At 71.9% G+C, this 14,417-nt stretch carries 11 protein-coding genes and 1 riboswitch; of the genes, 6 read left to right on the top strand and 5 right to left on the bottom strand.

Going from position 1 to position 14,417, the window contains the following annotated elements:
* Positions 1–149 precede the first annotated feature (149 nt).
* Both AC0VY3_RS19115 and AC0VY3_RS19110 read left to right on the top strand, forming a co-directional pair.
* The gene (locus AC0VY3_RS19115) at positions 150–1,355 is read left to right on the top strand and encodes an FUSC family protein (RefSeq protein ID WP_103508532.1); all 1,206 of its coding nucleotides are present in this window, start codon (positions 150–152) and stop codon (positions 1,353–1,355) included.
* 88 nt (positions 1,356–1,443) lie between these two features.
* On the top strand, positions 1,444–1,635 hold the full coding sequence (locus AC0VY3_RS19110; protein ID WP_030081958.1) for a DUF6381 family protein: 192 nt from the start codon (positions 1,444–1,446) through the stop codon (positions 1,633–1,635).
* A 146-nt stretch (positions 1,636–1,781) separates the two neighbouring features.
* Here the strand turns inward: AC0VY3_RS19110 and AC0VY3_RS19105 are convergent, their stop codons facing one another.
* Together AC0VY3_RS19105 and AC0VY3_RS19100 are read right to left on the bottom strand one after the other, a co-directional pair.
* Positions 1,782–2,789, bottom strand: coding sequence for a PHP domain-containing protein (locus AC0VY3_RS19105; RefSeq protein ID WP_475550119.1), 1,008 nt, complete (start codon positions 2,787–2,789; stop codon positions 1,782–1,784).
* A gap of 93 nt (positions 2,790–2,882) precedes the next feature.
* Complete coding sequence (locus tag AC0VY3_RS19100) at positions 2,883–4,400, bottom strand: helix-turn-helix domain-containing protein (RefSeq protein ID WP_475550118.1); 1,518 nt, start codon at positions 4,398–4,400, stop codon at positions 2,883–2,885.
* Positions 4,401–4,655: 255 nt separating this feature from the next.
* Here AC0VY3_RS19100 and AC0VY3_RS19095 point away from each other — a divergent pair, with 255 nt between their 5' ends.
* Both AC0VY3_RS19095 and AC0VY3_RS19090 read left to right on the top strand, forming a co-directional pair.
* Positions 4,656–5,273: a hypothetical protein gene (locus AC0VY3_RS19095; RefSeq protein ID WP_103508530.1), complete on the top strand. Its 618-nt coding sequence runs from the start codon at positions 4,656–4,658 to the stop codon at positions 5,271–5,273.
* Positions 5,274–5,374: 101 nt separating this feature from the next.
* Positions 5,375–7,984: a SpoIIE family protein phosphatase gene (locus AC0VY3_RS19090; protein WP_181010804.1), complete on the top strand. Its 2,610-nt coding sequence runs from the start codon at positions 5,375–5,377 to the stop codon at positions 7,982–7,984.
* Between the two features lie 6 nt (positions 7,985–7,990).
* Here AC0VY3_RS19090 and AC0VY3_RS19085 read toward each other — a convergent pair whose 3' ends face one another.
* Complete coding sequence (locus tag AC0VY3_RS19085) at positions 7,991–9,382, bottom strand: FAD-dependent oxidoreductase (protein ID WP_475550117.1); 1,392 nt, start codon at positions 9,380–9,382, stop codon at positions 7,991–7,993.
* Between the two features lie 482 nt (positions 9,383–9,864).
* Positions 9,865–10,023, top strand: a riboswitch (cyclic di-AMP (ydaO/yuaA leader).
* Between the two features lie 3 nt (positions 10,024–10,026).
* Between AC0VY3_RS19085 and AC0VY3_RS19080 the strand changes: the two genes are divergently transcribed.
* Both AC0VY3_RS19080 and AC0VY3_RS19075 read left to right on the top strand, forming a co-directional pair.
* Positions 10,027–10,860 carry a transglycosylase SLT domain-containing protein gene (locus AC0VY3_RS19080; RefSeq protein ID WP_475550116.1) on the top strand — a complete coding sequence of 278 codons (834 nt, stop codon included), beginning with the start codon at positions 10,027–10,029 and terminating at the stop codon, positions 10,858–10,860.
* Between the two features lie 155 nt (positions 10,861–11,015).
* Positions 11,016–12,659, top strand: coding sequence for a GMC oxidoreductase (locus tag AC0VY3_RS19075; RefSeq protein WP_181010803.1), 1,644 nt, complete (start codon positions 11,016–11,018; stop codon positions 12,657–12,659).
* Positions 12,660–12,734: 75 nt separating this feature from the next.
* Here AC0VY3_RS19075 and AC0VY3_RS19070 read toward each other — a convergent pair whose 3' ends face one another.
* Both AC0VY3_RS19070 and AC0VY3_RS19065 read right to left on the bottom strand, forming a co-directional pair.
* Positions 12,735–13,217, bottom strand: coding sequence for a carboxymuconolactone decarboxylase family protein (locus tag AC0VY3_RS19070; RefSeq protein WP_103508525.1), 483 nt, complete (start codon positions 13,215–13,217; stop codon positions 12,735–12,737).
* The gene (locus AC0VY3_RS19065) at positions 13,214–14,293 is read right to left on the bottom strand and encodes an NAD(P)H-dependent amine dehydrogenase family protein (protein WP_103508524.1); all 1,080 of its coding nucleotides are present in this window, start codon (positions 14,291–14,293) and stop codon (positions 13,214–13,216) included. The genes AC0VY3_RS19070 and AC0VY3_RS19065 overlap by 4 nt, the downstream gene beginning before the upstream one ends.
* Between the last annotated feature and the right edge of the window lie 124 nt (positions 14,294–14,417).

Below are 14,417 nucleotides of genomic sequence, written 5' to 3'. Positions count from 1 at the left end.
GTCTCTCCGACCGCGCCCCCGCGCACCCCGTCCCGGCAGGCCCCCGGTGCCACCCGGGCCGTGGAGCCGGGGGCGGACCGACAGGGCCGTACGGCGGAGCCCGGGCCGGGAGAGCGCTGCGGCGAGGCGATTCGGGGCACCGTCAGGGCATGCCCCGAGTCTCCGCCCCCGTCGTCAAACTCGTGCAGCGCACCACCGAACCCGCCGGGGTGCAGACGCTGCGCTCGACGGCGGCCGCCGTCATCGCCTACTCCGTGGCCGTCTGGTTCCTGCCCGAACCGGCCCCGCTGACCGCACCCCTCACCGCGCTCCTGGTCGTCCAGGTGACGCTCTACGCGACCCTCACGACCGGCATCCGCAGGGTGAACTCGGTCATCGTCGGCGTCCTCATCGCCATCGGCTTCAGCTCGCTGGTGGGCCTGAGCTGGTGGAGCCTCGGCCTCACGATCTTCACCTCGCTGCTGATCGGGCGGCTGGTGCGGGTCAACGAGTTCGTGCCCGAGGTGGCGATCAGCGCGATGCTGGTCCTCGGCGTCTCGCAGGTCGCCGACACCGCCTGGGACCGGGTGTGGGAGACGCTGATCGGCGCCGTCGTGGGGCTCCTGTTCAATCTGTTGCTCGCCCCGCCCGTCTGGGTCGGCTCGGCCGGCTCCTCCATCGAGTCGCTGGCCGCCCGGATGGGCACGATGCTGCGCAGCATGGGCGAGGAGGTGGTGGGGAACCACCCCGTGTCCCGGGCCGCCGCCCGGCTCCACGAGGCCCGCAGGCTCGACCACGACATCGTGGAGGTCGACGCCTCGCTGCGACAGGCGGAGGAGAGTCTCACCCTCAACCCCAGGGTGAGACAAGGGCTGCTCCACCGGGTCGTCCTGCGCACCGGACTCGACACGCTGGAGATCTGCGCCGTCGTCCTGCGCGTCCTGTCCCGCACCCTCACCGACCTGGCGAAGGCCCGCACCGAGGAGTCGCTGTTCCCGGCCGATGTGACGGAACTGCTCCGGGAACTCTTCGGCCGGCTCGCCGAGGCGATCGAGAGCTTCGCCGTCCTGGTCACGACCCAGCTCGCCGCCGACGCGGAGGCGGCGGAGGAACGGCTCGCCGAGGCGCTCGTCCGCAGCCGCGCCACCCGCGACCAGGTGGCCGACCTGCTGCTGGAGGACGTTCAGGAGCACCCGCGCCAGTGGCAGCTGCACGGTGCTCTGCTCGCCGAGATCGACCGGGTGCTGGCCGAACTCGACATCGAGGAGCGCACCAAGCGCCTCGGCGAGGAGCTGGACCGCCGCTCGGCCGAGGCGCACGCGCGCCACCCCCGGCTGCGGGCGCTCCGGCGGCGTCTGGGCCGACAGCCGGACTGACCGCCCGTGCGGGATGCGCAGGCGGCCGGTCGCTGGTTGGCTGGGGACACGCCCTGGGGGTCTCCAGCGACCAAGGAGTGATGTGGTGATGAGCGGTTCGGACGAACCCGCCGACCTGGCTCGGCAGATGCGTGAGAAGGCCCAGCAGCTCGCCGAGGCCGCGGAGCGCGCGAGCGACCCGCACGAGCGTGAGCGGCTGGAGAAGAAGTCCCGCACGATCCGGGACCGGAGCGAGCAGCAGAGCGCCATGGCGGCCGGGGACATCTACCCGGAGAAGTAGCCCCGCCGAGAACCGCCTGACGGTCTGCCTGCCTGCTCCGTCCTCGTCCCCGTCCGCCCGCCCGTCCGTCCGTTTCCGGAGGAGCGCATCACTTCCGGCGGGCGGGCGGGCGGGCGTGTGCGGCGCCCGGCGTCGAGGGGCGCGGGTCAGGCGGCCCATTGCAGGAGCCGTTCCGCGCTCCAGGTCGTCACCACCCGGTCCGCCGGTACCCCGCACTCCTCGGCCCGGGCGCACCCCGACCGCTGCCAGTCCAGCTGCCCCGGGGCGTGCGCGTCCGTGTCGATCGCGAAGAGCGTCCCCGCCGCGACGGCCGTACGCAGCAGCCGCAGGGGCGGGTCCTGCCGCTCCGGACGGCAGTTGATCTCCACCGCCGTACCCGCCTCGGCGCAGGCCGCGAAGACCCGGTCCGCGTCGAACCGCGACTCCGGCCTGCCCCGCCCGGCCAGCAGCCGGCCCGTGCAGTGGCCGAGCACATGCGCCCGTGGATGGCGCACCGCCGCCTCCAGCCGCCGGGTCATCGGCGCCGGTTCCATCCGCAGCTTGGAGTGGACGGAGACCACCACCACGTCGAGGCGGGCCAGCAGCTCGTCCTCCTGGTCGAGCGAACCGTCCGGGAGGATGTCGCATTCGATCCCCGTCAGCAGCCGGAACGGCGCCCACTCCTCGTTGAGCCGGGCCACCACCGCGAGCTGTTCCCGCAGCCGTTCCGGCGACAGGCCGCGTGCCACGGTCAGCCGGGGCGAGTGGTCGGTGAGGACGGCCCACGCGTGCCCCAGCTCCGCGGCGGTCCGGCCCATCTCCTCGATCGGGCTGCCCCCGTCCGACCAGTCCGAGTGCACATGGCAGTCGCCCGTCAGCCGCCCGTAGAGCTCCTGGCCGCCCTCGACGGGCGACCGCGCTGCGGCTTCCTTCTCCAGCCGGTCCAGATATCCGGGCGTCCGCCCGGCCAGCGCTTCGCGGATCACCTCGGCCGTGCGGGGCCCGATCCCGGGGACCCGCTCCAGGGACTTCGCGGCCACCCGCTCGGCCGCCTCACCCGGGGCCATCGCGTCCACGGCGGCGGCTGCCGTACGGAAGGCCTTCACCCGATAGGTGGCGGCCTGCGAACGCTCCAGCAGGAAGGCGATCCGCCGCAGGGCGGTGACGGGATCCATCGGCACCTCCACCGGGGCGTCCGCGGCCGGCTCCGGTCCGCCGGGCGCGCCGCCCGCCCCACCAGCATGGGCGCAACCGCCCCCGTACGCCTTTCAGGACGCGGCCTCCTCCTCGGCGTCCTCCACGGACACCCAGCGGCCGGTGGCCGTGTCGTAGTCGTGGACGGGCAGCCCCCGCACCCCGCTCGTACGGAACGGCCGCCCGTCGTCGTCGATGCGCACCGTGCCGGACCGGCCGCCGCTGCTCCAGGTCAGCTCCGCGATCCAGTCGCAGTCGCAGCCGACCGTACGACCGGTGATCAGGAGGATCTCGGGGTCGGTGGCCGAGACGCTGTACGGGAAGGCGAGCGCCTCGATGGGCTCGCCGGAGTCGTTGCCCGCGACCGAGCGGGCGACGGGGCGGGGCACGTCGAGATCGACGTCGAACATCCTCGGCGTGAGAGCCCCGCCGCAGCCGGAGCTCATCCGGTAGACCCGGCCCTTCGCCGCCGCCCGGCGCTCCACGACCCGGATCCGCAGGGACTCCAGCACCACGGCCCGCTCGTCCCGGCCCTGCAGAGTGATCCGGACTCCGGTCTCACCCGCGTGCACCGCGCCGAGCGCTCCCGCCCAGGACGACGCGTCGGCCTGCACCGGGGGCGGTGGTACGGCACCGGGCGCGCGGTCGAGGAGGTAGGAGTGGTCGCAGCCGTTCTTCCAGACGTGGTCGTCACCGGTCCAGGTGAACGGCACCCGCCCGGCCTCCGGACCCGGCGGGGGATCGGACGGTCCGGGGAGCGCCTCGCTACGCGGCCCGACGCCGGGCGGCACGGTCGGCCGGGGGCTGCCGGACGGTGTTCCGCCCGGCGTCACGCTCGGTGTGGCCTGCGGTTTCCCGGGCGTGCGGGAGCCGGACGGAGAGGGCGCCGGAGTGTCCACCGGGGGCCCGCCCGGTTGCTGGGCCACCGATGTCCGCCGGTCCGGACCCGGGAGGCCGGTCCCTCCGAAGGCCGCGACCAGGGCGAGGACGAGGACCGCAGCGGCGAGGACGCCGACGCCCTGCCCGTACCGACGCACCCGCCGCGACCGGAGCCCCGGCCACCGGACGACCGGCCCGCTCCCCTTCGCGGCGGCTTCCCCGGAGACGGCGGACGGCTCGGGAACCACGGACGGACCCGAGGCATCGGACGGCTCCGCCTCGCCGGACGGCCCGGACATCCCGGACCGGCTGGGCGTCACGGACGAGCCGGGGGCCGGCCCGGAAGCCCCGGACGCGGTCTCGCCGACGGGTTCCGCCCCCACCGCCACGCCCCCCACGGCCACGCTCTCCACCGGCTCAGCCCCCGCCGGCACCCCCACCGCCCCCTGCCGGTCGAGGCGTTCCCCGTCGGCCAGGAGCCACAGCCGGTGCAGCGCCTCCCGTTCCTCGGCCGGTGCGCCGCACCAGCGGGCCAGCCGCTCCACGGGGGCGAACTCCGCGGGCACCGTCCGCCCCGTGCAGTACCGGTGCAGCGTCGAGCCGCTGACCCCGATGCGGCGGGCCAGCGACGCGTACGTCCGGCCCGAACCCTCCCGCAGCACGTTCAGCCGCTCCGCCAACGCCGCCCGTGCGGCACCCTCGGCGTCACCCAACCCGCTCGACCTCCCCCGCCGCCGTTCCAGACGTTCCAGCCCTTCGAGAACACCCACGTCACCGGGGGTGGGACGGTTCCAGCCCGGCGGGAAGCCGTGTCGCGCTTGTCCGGGTCCTGGGCTGCGGCCCAGGCTGGAGCCCGTTCCCGTACCACCGCCGTACGGCTCCTCACCGGGCCCCGTACGAAGCGGCACGACGCCGTACGGGGCCGTACGACCCATCCGATCGCACCATCCGAAACGGGGAACCCGACCATGCGCACCCTGCGTACCGCAATCCTGACCGCCGCGGCCGTGAGTCTGGCCGTCACCGCCTTGGCCCACGTGCCCGCCGCCGCGGCTCCGGCCCCGGCTCCCACGCAGCCGAAGTTCCTCGCCGCGGGCCAGCTGCCCGCCTCCCTCACCCCCTGGACGGCCGGTCCGGTACGCCAGGGGGTGCCGGAGGACGGGTCCGTGTGCACGGCCGGAATCGCCCCGGCGGCCGGTACTCGCCACCGCGACTTCCGCACCGAGCTGGACACCAACGCCCGCCAGACCATCACGGTCGCCGCCACCACCGCGCAGGCCAAGGCGCTCGCCGCCGAGCTGCGCAGCGCCCTGGAGACCTGCCTCGACCGGTTGAAGGAGCAGAACCCCGGTCTGGAGGGGGAGGCGTTCCACCAGGGCCGGATCAAGGTCGAGGAGGGTGCGCACGTCTACAGCATCGACACGTCCTACCCGGAGGTCGGCTCCACCGACATCGGGCTCTACTCCGTGGGCCGCGACGGCCGCACGGTGACCGTCGTCGAGTGGGGGCAGCTCGGCGAGCTGGACGGCGCACCGCTGGAGGGGTTCAAGAAGACGACCCGTACCGCCGTCGCCAAGCTGTACTGATCCAGTCTCCGCACTGATCCCGCCTCCGCGACCGGCCGCCACAGGGGAGTGGCCGGTCGCCGGAGGTGCGGGGCACCCCGGATCGGGAGCATGCTGACTGTGTGACCCGGCACGAGACGCCCCGGCATCCCCCGCCCACCGAAAACGGGACCGCGGCCGGGGGATGCGACGGTGACCGAGCGCCCGACGAGCTGTCGCTCGTCCTCGCGCAGGCCCTCGTCAGCGCCGTCGAGTCGAGCGACGGCTACGCGGGCGGCGTCTACCTGCGCAGCGGGACCCCCGGGCTGCTGCGGCTCGCGGTGCTCGCCGGACTGCCGGGCCCGCTCTTCCGCCCCTGGTGGCGGATGCACGTGAACCGCCCGTTCCCGGTGTCCGAGGCCTACCGCACCGGGCGGCCGGTGCTGCTCGGCGACGCCGAGGAGGCGATGCGCCGGTTCCCCCAGCTGATGGCCGGGCTGCCGTTCCCGTTCGGTTCGCTGTGGGTGCCGATCACCGGGCCCCGGGGGAGCCTGGGCGTGCTGGCCGTCCTGCGGGCCTCCACCCCCGGCAAGCCGGTCGCGCCCGCCGACGGCGACCGGCTGCACCGCCTCGGTCACCGGCTCGGGGACGCGCTCACCGATCTGGAGCGGCGGGGCGTCGACTGCGTATGGGAGACGGAACCGGTCCCCGTGCAACTGCCCGCCGCCACCGCGCCCCCGGTGCGGGTCGGCCGCTTCGACTGGGATCTGCACTCCGGGCGGGTCGCCGCCGACGACGACCTGTGCGGGATCCTCGGGTTCGAGCCCGTCGCCTTCCCGGGCACCGTCGACGCGCTCGCCGAACGGCTGGTCCCGGAGGACGTCTACGGGCTGTGGGCCCTGGCCCGGCAGACGGTGGAGTCGGCCGAACCGGTCGTCCGCCGGATGCGGCTGCGCGGTCCCGACGGCCGGTCCCATCTGCTGGAGCTGTCCGGCCGCTGGACCCATCCGCACGGCGACGACTCCTCCAGCCATCTGACCGGTTTCCTGGTCGACCTGGGCGCGGGCCCCGTCGTGCCGGAGGCCGCCGACCGGCTGCCCCGGGGCATTCTCTCCCTGGACCGGCTGGGGCGGATCACGTACGCCAACGGCCTCGCCGAGGAGCTGCTCGGCCACTCCCGGGCGGAGCTGATCGGGCATGTGGTGTGGCGGGCCCTGCCGTGGTTCGGGCACGAGGCCTACGAGGACCACTACCGGGCCGCCCTGATCGCCGACGAGCCCGTCCACTTCCTCGCCCAGCGCCCGCCCTCACGCTGGCTGTCGGTGTCCCTGTACCCGGGCCACGACGGGGTGAGCGTCGTCCTCCAGGCGACGGACCAGCCGGCCTACACCCCCGGCTCCGTGACCTCGCCGGGGCTGGGCATCGGCTCGACCGCCGACCGTTCCTCCGCGCTGTACCGCCCGGTGGCCCTCGCCATCGCGCTGACCGAGGCGGTCACGGCCCGTCAGGTCTCCGCGGTGGTCACCGAGGAGCTGCTGCCCGCGTTCGGCGGCCGTCAGCTCGCCATCTACCTGCTGAACGAGCGTCATCTCCATCTGGCCTGGGAGACGGGGTTCCCGAAGGGGTTCCTCGACCGCTTCGACGGCGTCGGGCTCGACGTCAGCATTCCCGGCGTGGAGACCCTGACCACGGGCCGTCCGATCTTCTTCGAGTCCATGCAGCGCCTGGCCGAGGCCTATCCGGGCATCCCCATCGACGCGGACGTCGGGGCGCGGGCGTTCCTCCCTCTGATCGCCTCGGGGCGGCCCGTCGGTTCCTGCATCCTCGGCTTCGACCGGCCGCGCGGCTTCAGCCCGGAGGAGCGTACGGTCCTGACGGCACTGGCCGGTCTCATCGCCCAGGCCCTGCAACGGGCCCAGCGCTACGACAGCGAGGCGGCGCTCGCCCGCGGACTCCAGGACGCCCTGCTGCCGCACCGGCTGCCGGAGGTCGACGGCGTCGACACCCTGGGCCGCTATCTCTCCGGCACCCAGGGCATGGACGTGGGCGGCGACTGGTACGACGTCATCGAGACCGGTCACGAACTCGCCCTGATCATCGGCGACGTACAGGGCCACGGTGTCTCCGCCGCCGCGACGATGGGGCAGCTGCGCAGTGCGGTACGAGCGTTCGCGCTGAGCAACCACGATCCGCAGGAGGTGATGAGCGGTACGAACCGGCTGCTCATCGACCTGGACCCGGGGCAGTTCGCCAGTTGCTGCTACATCGCCCTCGACCCGGCGACCGGCGTGGCCCGCGCCGTACGGGCGGGGCATCCGCAGCCCGTGCTGCGGCGGCCCGACGGCCGGACGGAAGTGCTGGACCTGCCCGGCGGCATCGTGCTCGGGGTCGACGAGAACGCGACCTACCCGGTCACGGAGATGCGGCTCGACCCGGGAGCGATGCTCGCCCTCTTCACGGACGGGCTGATCGAGCGCCCCGGCACGGACATCGACGAGGGCATCGAGCGGCTGCGCGCCACAATCGAACGCATCGGCGCGGTCCCGCTGGCCGAGACGGCCGACCAGGTCATCGGAGAGGCCAGGGCGGCCGTCGACCGCCCCGACGACATCGCGATCCTGCTCGCCGCCCGGTGGGCCGAGGCTCCGGCGGTGCGGCGACCCCCGGCGGCGCGGACCTTCGGACCGGACCTGTGGCGCACGTTCCGGGGGCCGGGTCCGGGGCACTCCGCAGCCCCGGGCCCGGCCCCCTAGGGCACGTCAGGCGTCTGCCGGGCGCTCGGCCGGCACGAAGGCCTCGGAGGCCTCCAGCATGCCCTCGCGCTCCACGACCTTGATCCGCTCACGGCCCTGGGCCGCGCCCAGTGCCTGCTCGTGGGCGTCCAGCTTGTGCCAGCCCTCCCACGTCGTGTAGCGGACGCCGCGGTCCTCCAGGAAGGCCTCGACGGCCTCCGGGGCGGGCGCGGCCGGCTCGGGCAGGCGGCCGGCGGCGTGGTCCTCCAGGACGCAGGCGACCGTCTCGTTGGCGTCGCCCTTGGTGTGCCCGATCAGACCGATCGGACCGCGCTTGATCCAGCCCGTGACGTAGACCGAGGCCATGTGCTCGTCACCGGCGATGACCCGGCCCGCCTCGTGCGGAACGGTGCCGGAGGACACGTCGAAGGGGAGCTTGGGCAGCTCCTCGGAGTAGTAGCCGACGGCGCGGTAGACGCTCTGCATGTCCCAGTCGGTGAACTGGCCGGTGCCCCGGACATTGCCGGTGCCGTCCAGCTCGGTGCGCTCGGTGCGCAGCGCGGTGACCTTGCCGTCCTCGCCGAGGATCTCGACCGGAGATTCGAAGAAGTGCAGGAACAGCTTGTGCGGGCGGTCGCCCACGTCGCGGATCGCCCAGTTCTCCAGGGTCTGCGCGACCATGTTGGCCTGCTTGTTCTCCCGGCGGGTGGCGATGGAGCCCTCGTCGTACTCGATGTCCTCGGGGTTGACGATGACCTCGATGTTGGGGGAGTGGTCGAGCTCCCGCAGCTCCATCGGGCTGAACTTGGCCTGTGCGGGGCCACGCCGCCCGAACACATGCACCTCCAGCGCCTTGTTCTGCTTGAGGCCCTGGTACACGTTGTCCGGGATCTCGGTGGGCAGCAGCTCGTCCGCCGTCTTGGCCAGGACGCGGGCCACGTCCAGGGCCACGTTCCCGACGCCGAGCACGGCGACCTTCTCCGCGGTGAGCGGCCAGGTGCGCGGGACCTCGGGGTGCCCGTCGTACCAGGAGACGAACTCGGCGGCGCCGAAGGAGCCGTCCAGCTGGATGCCGGGGATGTCGAGCGCCCGGTCGGCCTCGGCGCCGGTGGAGAAGATCACCGCGTCGTAGAAGGACCGCAGGTCGTCCAGGCCGATGTCGTGCGGGTAGCTGACGTTGCCGAAGAGCCGGATCTGGGGCTTGTCCAGCACCTGGTGCAGGGCCTTGACGATGCCCTTGATGCGCGGGTGGTCGGGGGCCACGCCGTAACGGATCAGGCCGAAGGGCGCGGGCATGCGCTCGAAGAGGTCGATCGAGACCCCCGGGTCCTGGCAGACCTCGGATTTGAGCAGCGCGTCCGCAGCGTAGATACCGGCGGGGCCGGCTCCGACAATGGCGACGCGGACGGGGCGTGTCATGGCGTGGTGATCCTTCGGGGCGGGCGAACGCGGGCAGGTACAGCGTACGTCGGAGGTAAGGGTTGGCTTACTAGTCTCCACCCCACACCGTAAGCGATCGCCGCGCGGGCCCTTCGACCGCCCCCACCCAGAGTGTCCGATTGGCCCGTTTCGTTATGCCTATATGGTGGATTTGGTTCTTTTGCTCCGTCTATCCGTAAAGAGGTTTCCAGGCCTTTTGATGCATTTGGCTGGGCCGGTTTTCGCCAACGCCGCAAGCGAGTGGTGAGCGTCACGTCCGAGGAGGCGGACGCAGAAGCGGAGGCATCGGTTCCCTTCCGTGCGAAGAAAGTTGACGCCCTGACGGTGCGGCCCGATCCGGGAATTCCGTCATTCGATCTTGTGGAGGAAAGGGAATCCGGAATGCAGGGCTTGTTCTGTCCCGCGTTTCTCGCCTACGGTCACCGTCAATCCGGACGGAACGCCGAATCCTGCCGCCGTCCGGGAATCCGAAACCCACTCACGTACGGCAGGAGCGGGGGACCCAGGTAAGTCGCCGAACCGTAACCGGAACGGCTTGGGGTGAAGTCGCACGACCGTGCGGCCAGACATCTCCCGTCTGAACCCGACAGCTCACCTCGCAGGCGCCGGAGAGGAAATCCCCCATGCCCGCAAAGGGTAAGCACCGCCGTTCCCAGTCCACCTCGCTGCGTCGCGGCCTCGCCGCCGTGACCACTGGCGGAGCCGTTCTCGCGCTCCCCGTGATCGGCGCGACCAGCGCCTTCGCGGCCCCCGCTCCCATCGCCGCGCCGCAGGCCGTGGCCCCCGCCGCGGTTGCCGCCCAGGCGAATTCCGCCGCGAAGGCCGCGCCCGCCCACCATTCCGTGGTGGCCGGTGAAACTCTTTCCAAGATCGCTCGTGAGCATTCCGTCAGCGGCGGCTGGAAGGAGCTGTACGAAGGCAACCGGAAGATCGTCGGAGAGAATCCCGATCTTATTCACCCGGGTATCAAGCTGACGCTCGGAAACAAGGCAGACGCCCCGTCGGACGCCAAGTCCTCCAAGGCTTCCGCCGCCACCGGACGCGGTGCGTCGGCGGACCGCGCCGACCGTTCGGAGCGTACGGACATCGCCCCGGTGGCGAAGGCCGCTCCGGCCGCCGAGAAGGCCGCCACGTACACCAACGACCTCGACGGCTGGATCAAGGAATCGCTCGCGGTCATGGCCCAGCACGGCATCCCCGGCACCTACGAGGGCATCCACCGCAACATCATGCGCGAGTCCTCGGGCAACCCGGCCGCGATCAACAACTGGGACTCCAACGCGGTCAAGGGCACCCCGTCCAAGGGTCTGCTCCAGGTCATCGACCCGACTTTCCAGGCCTACCACGTGCCCGGCACCTCGACCGACAGCTATGACCCGGTCGCCAACATCACGGCCGCGTGCAACTACGCCGCGGACCGCTACGGCTCGATCGACAACGTCTTCGGCGCCTACTGATCCTTCGCGCCCGAGCCGGAAGAGGCCCCGGACCGCACGGTCCGGGGCCTCTTCCGGCTCGGGTGGCAGCGCGAAGTTACCCCCAAGTTTCTAGTGACTTACCACGCGATCGACAGTAGAACCTGTTGCACTCTGTCGAGAGTGAGGGATGTCACATGAGTGACACTACCATGCAGGACAGCGGGGCCAAGGGTGTCTCGCGTCGAAGATTCATCACTGGAACAGGTTCTCTTCTGGGGGTCGCTGCGCTGGCCGGGACCACCGCCCCGGCGTGGGCGAGCGCCCGGGCGGCAGCGGCGCCGATCGGCTCCGGGGCCCATGTGCCGGTCCTGGTCATCGGCACCGGATACGGCGGCTCCGTCGCCGCCCTCCGGCTCGCCCAGGCCGGTACGGACGTCCACATGGTCGAGATGGGCATGGCCTGGGACACCCCGGGCGCGGACGGCAAGATCTTCGCCAACACCACCAGACCGGACGACCGCTCCTTCTGGCTGCGGACCCGGACCAAGCAGCCGCTGAGCAACTTCCTCGGCTTCCCGATCGACAAGGACGTCAACCGCTACACCGGCATCCTGGACGCCGAGGAGTTCGGCGGCATCACGGTCTATCAGGGCCGCGGCGTCGGGGGCGGATCCCTGGTCAACGGCGGCATGGCCGTCACGCCGCGCCGGGAGAACTTCGGCGCGATCCTCCCGACGGTGAACGCCGAGGAGATGTACGGCACCTACTACCCGCGCGCCAACAGCGGGCTGGGCGTCACCACCATCGATCCCGCCTGGTTCGACACCGTCGACTGCTACCGGTACGCCCGGGTCGGCCGAAAACACGCGCAGCGCTCCGGCTTCCCGTTCCTCTTCGTGCCCGCCGTGTACGACTGGGACTACATGAAGCAGGAGGCGGCCGGAACCGTACCCAAGTCGGCCCTGGACGCGGAGATCCTCTACGGCAACAACTACGGCAAGAAGTCGCTCCAGAAGACCTACATCGACCGGATCAGGGCCACCGGCCGGGTCACCATCTCCCCGCTCCACAAGGTCACCACCGTCACCCCGGCTCCCGGTGGCGGCTACACCGTGCTCATCGACCAGCTGGACACCGGCGGCCGGACCACCGTCACCAAGACCGTCACGGCGGACAAGGTGTTCTTCGCCGCGGGCAGCGTCGGCACCAGCAAGCTGCTCGTCGGTCTCAAGGCCACCGGCGCCCTGCCCCTCCTCAACAACGAGATCGGCAAGGGCTGGGGCGACAACGGCAACGTCATGTGCGGCCGGGCCAACCACCTCTGGGACCCGACGGGGAAGGTGCAGTCGTCCATCCCGACCGGCGGTATCGACAACTGGGACGCCGGCGGAGCGTTCGCCGAAGTCGCTCCGCTGCCCACCGGCATCGAGACCTGGGCCTCCTTCTACCTCTCGATCACCAAGAATCCCAACCGGGCGCAGTTCACCTGGAACGCGGCGGCGGGCAAGGCCGAACTGAACTGGCAGACGGCGTGGAAGCAGCCGTCCATCGACGCCGCGAAGACCATCTTCGACAGGATCAACCAGAAGGAGGGGACGATCTACCGCACGGACCTCTTCGGTGTGTACAAGATCTGGGGCGACCACCTCACCTACCACCCGCTGGGCGGTGCGGTCCTGGACAAGGCCACCGACAACTACGGCCGGCTGCACGGCTACCCCGGCCTGTACGTCATCGACGGCGCGCTGATCCCCGGCAACACCAGCGTGAACCCGTTCGTGACCATCACCGCGCTCGCCGAACGCAACATCGAACGGATCATCGCGACCGATCTGTAGGCGACCCGCGAAAGAGCCCGGGGCCGGGAGTGCCAACCCGGCGGCCCCGGACTCCGTCCGTGGGGCCCCCGCCCCTCACCCGTGACCGGGCAGTACGCACACCGCGTCGATCCCCAGCACATGGTTGAGCCGCCCGAACGCCAGCCACGAGCCGATGCTCATCGTCAGCTCCACGATCTCCGCCTGGCTGTAGTGCGCGGTCATCCGCTCCCAGAAGGCGTCGTCCAGACCGTGATGGTCGAGCGTGTACCGCTCGGCGTACTCCGCCGCGAGCCGGGTCCGCTCGTCGAAGGCGCCGGTCGTCCGCCACTCGGTCACCGCCCCGGCGAACTCCTCCTCGACCTTCGCCCCGTCCCGCTCGGTCCGCCAGTCCAGGCAGAACAGGCACCCGTTGATCTGGGCCACCCGCAGCCGTGCCGCCTCGAACTCCCGCAGCCCCAGCGTCGTGTGCTCGTAGACGGACATCGAGAACGTGGCGGCGGCCATCCCGATCCCGGGCACCATCTCCCCCCATACATAGCCGATGGGCTCCTGGCCCTCCGGAATATCGATGATCATGCCGGTCTCCTTCCCAGCCTGCCGACCGCAGGTCTCAGCGGAACGTCGAGCGCGTCGTACAGACCCGGCTTCGCGTCCACCAGCCAGTCGATCGCCGAGACGAGCCGCCCGACCGCGGTGGCGTTCCCGCCCGCCGACCGGTTCTCGCCCTCGTCGGACGCCTCGACCGTCACCTCGATACGGGGACGGCCCTCGATCACCACCCGGTGCGCGCCCACCCCGTCGGGCGGCGACGGCCAGTCCGGGGCGCACGAGGGGTGGATACGGGTGATGTGCTCGATGACGATGCGGGGCTCGCCGTCCACGATGCCCTGCACCTCGAAGCGCACCGCGCCCTGGGTGCCCGCAGCGAACGCGCCCATCGTGCGGGTGTGCACCTCTTCCTCCAGGGCCCGGCGGTCCAGGGTCTCGCGGATCTCGTCGAGCTCGACGCCCAGCGCCCGCGCCATGAGCCGTATCTGACCGCCCCACACCATCGTCGGAACGCTCTCCGCCAACATCAGCGGCTCGTAGTCCATCGGGTGCCCCATCCCGATCAGATGGCGCACCGACTCCTCCTGCTCGTACGTGGAGTAGTCGAAGATCTCCTGGCAGCGGATGACGTCCACCTCGGTGCCGAGACCGCTGACCAGCAGGGGCAGGACGTCATTGCCCCAGCCGGGGTCGACGCCGGAGACGAAGAGGGAGCCGCCGCCCTCGGCGACGGCGGCCAGGACCGGGTCCCGCAGTTCCGGCGGGGCGTTGCGCTGGTCGTAGAGCGGATAGAGGGAGGGCGTGACGACCACCGCGCCGGTCCGGATCGCCCGGCCGATGTCGGTGAGGGCGTCGTCGGGACGGATATCGCCGGACGCCGCGTAGACCACCGCGCGGGGGCGGGCGGCCAGTACGGCGGCGATGTCGTCGGTGGCCGCGACCCCGAGCGTGCGCGTGAGACCGCCGAGCTCGCCGGCGTCGCGGCCGACCTTGGCGGGATCGTGCACGAGGACGGCGGCGAGTGTCAGTGCCGGATGGGCGGCGACGGCGCGGATCGCCGCGCGGCCGACGTTGCCGGTACCCCAGACAACCGTGGGAATCATGCGCGGAGGGTAGCTCCGGGGGCTTGTACTTCCCAGAGTCGTGACACCACCAGATCCACCGCTCCACAAGGGTGTTCCCGGGCCGACGGGGAGTCCGCCGACCCGGGAACCGTACCGGGCTCCT

Source organism: Streptomyces sp. iso_384, from assembly GCF_056172905.1.
Note: the sequence above shows the minus strand (reverse complement) of the source record. Positions and strands in the feature narration are given on the sequence as shown.

Bases quoted from the DNA above. Each gene is read 5' to 3' on its own strand.
- AC0VY3_RS19115 (WP_103508532.1), top strand. From the start codon at position 150: ATGCCCCGAGTCTCCGCCCCCGTCGTCAAACTCGTGCAGCGCACCACC.
- AC0VY3_RS19110 (WP_030081958.1), top strand. From the start codon at position 1,444: ATGAGCGGTTCGGACGAACCCGCCGACCTGGCTCGGCAGATGCGTGAG.
- AC0VY3_RS19105 (WP_475550119.1), bottom strand. From the start codon at position 2,789: ATGGATCCCGTCACCGCCCTGCGGCGGATCGCCTTCCTGCTGGAGCGT.
- AC0VY3_RS19095 (WP_103508530.1), top strand. From the start codon at position 4,656: ATGCGCACCCTGCGTACCGCAATCCTGACCGCCGCGGCCGTGAGTCTG.
- AC0VY3_RS19085 (WP_475550117.1), bottom strand. From the start codon at position 9,382: ATGACACGCCCCGTCCGCGTCGCCATTGTCGGAGCCGGCCCCGCCGGT.
- AC0VY3_RS19080 (WP_475550116.1), top strand. From the start codon at position 10,027: ATGCCCGCAAAGGGTAAGCACCGCCGTTCCCAGTCCACCTCGCTGCGT.
- AC0VY3_RS19075 (WP_181010803.1), top strand. From the start codon at position 11,016: ATGAGTGACACTACCATGCAGGACAGCGGGGCCAAGGGTGTCTCGCGT.
- AC0VY3_RS19070 (WP_103508525.1), bottom strand. From the start codon at position 13,217: ATGATCATCGATATTCCGGAGGGCCAGGAGCCCATCGGCTATGTATGG.
- AC0VY3_RS19065 (WP_103508524.1), bottom strand. From the start codon at position 14,293: ATGATTCCCACGGTTGTCTGGGGTACCGGCAACGTCGGCCGCGCGGCG.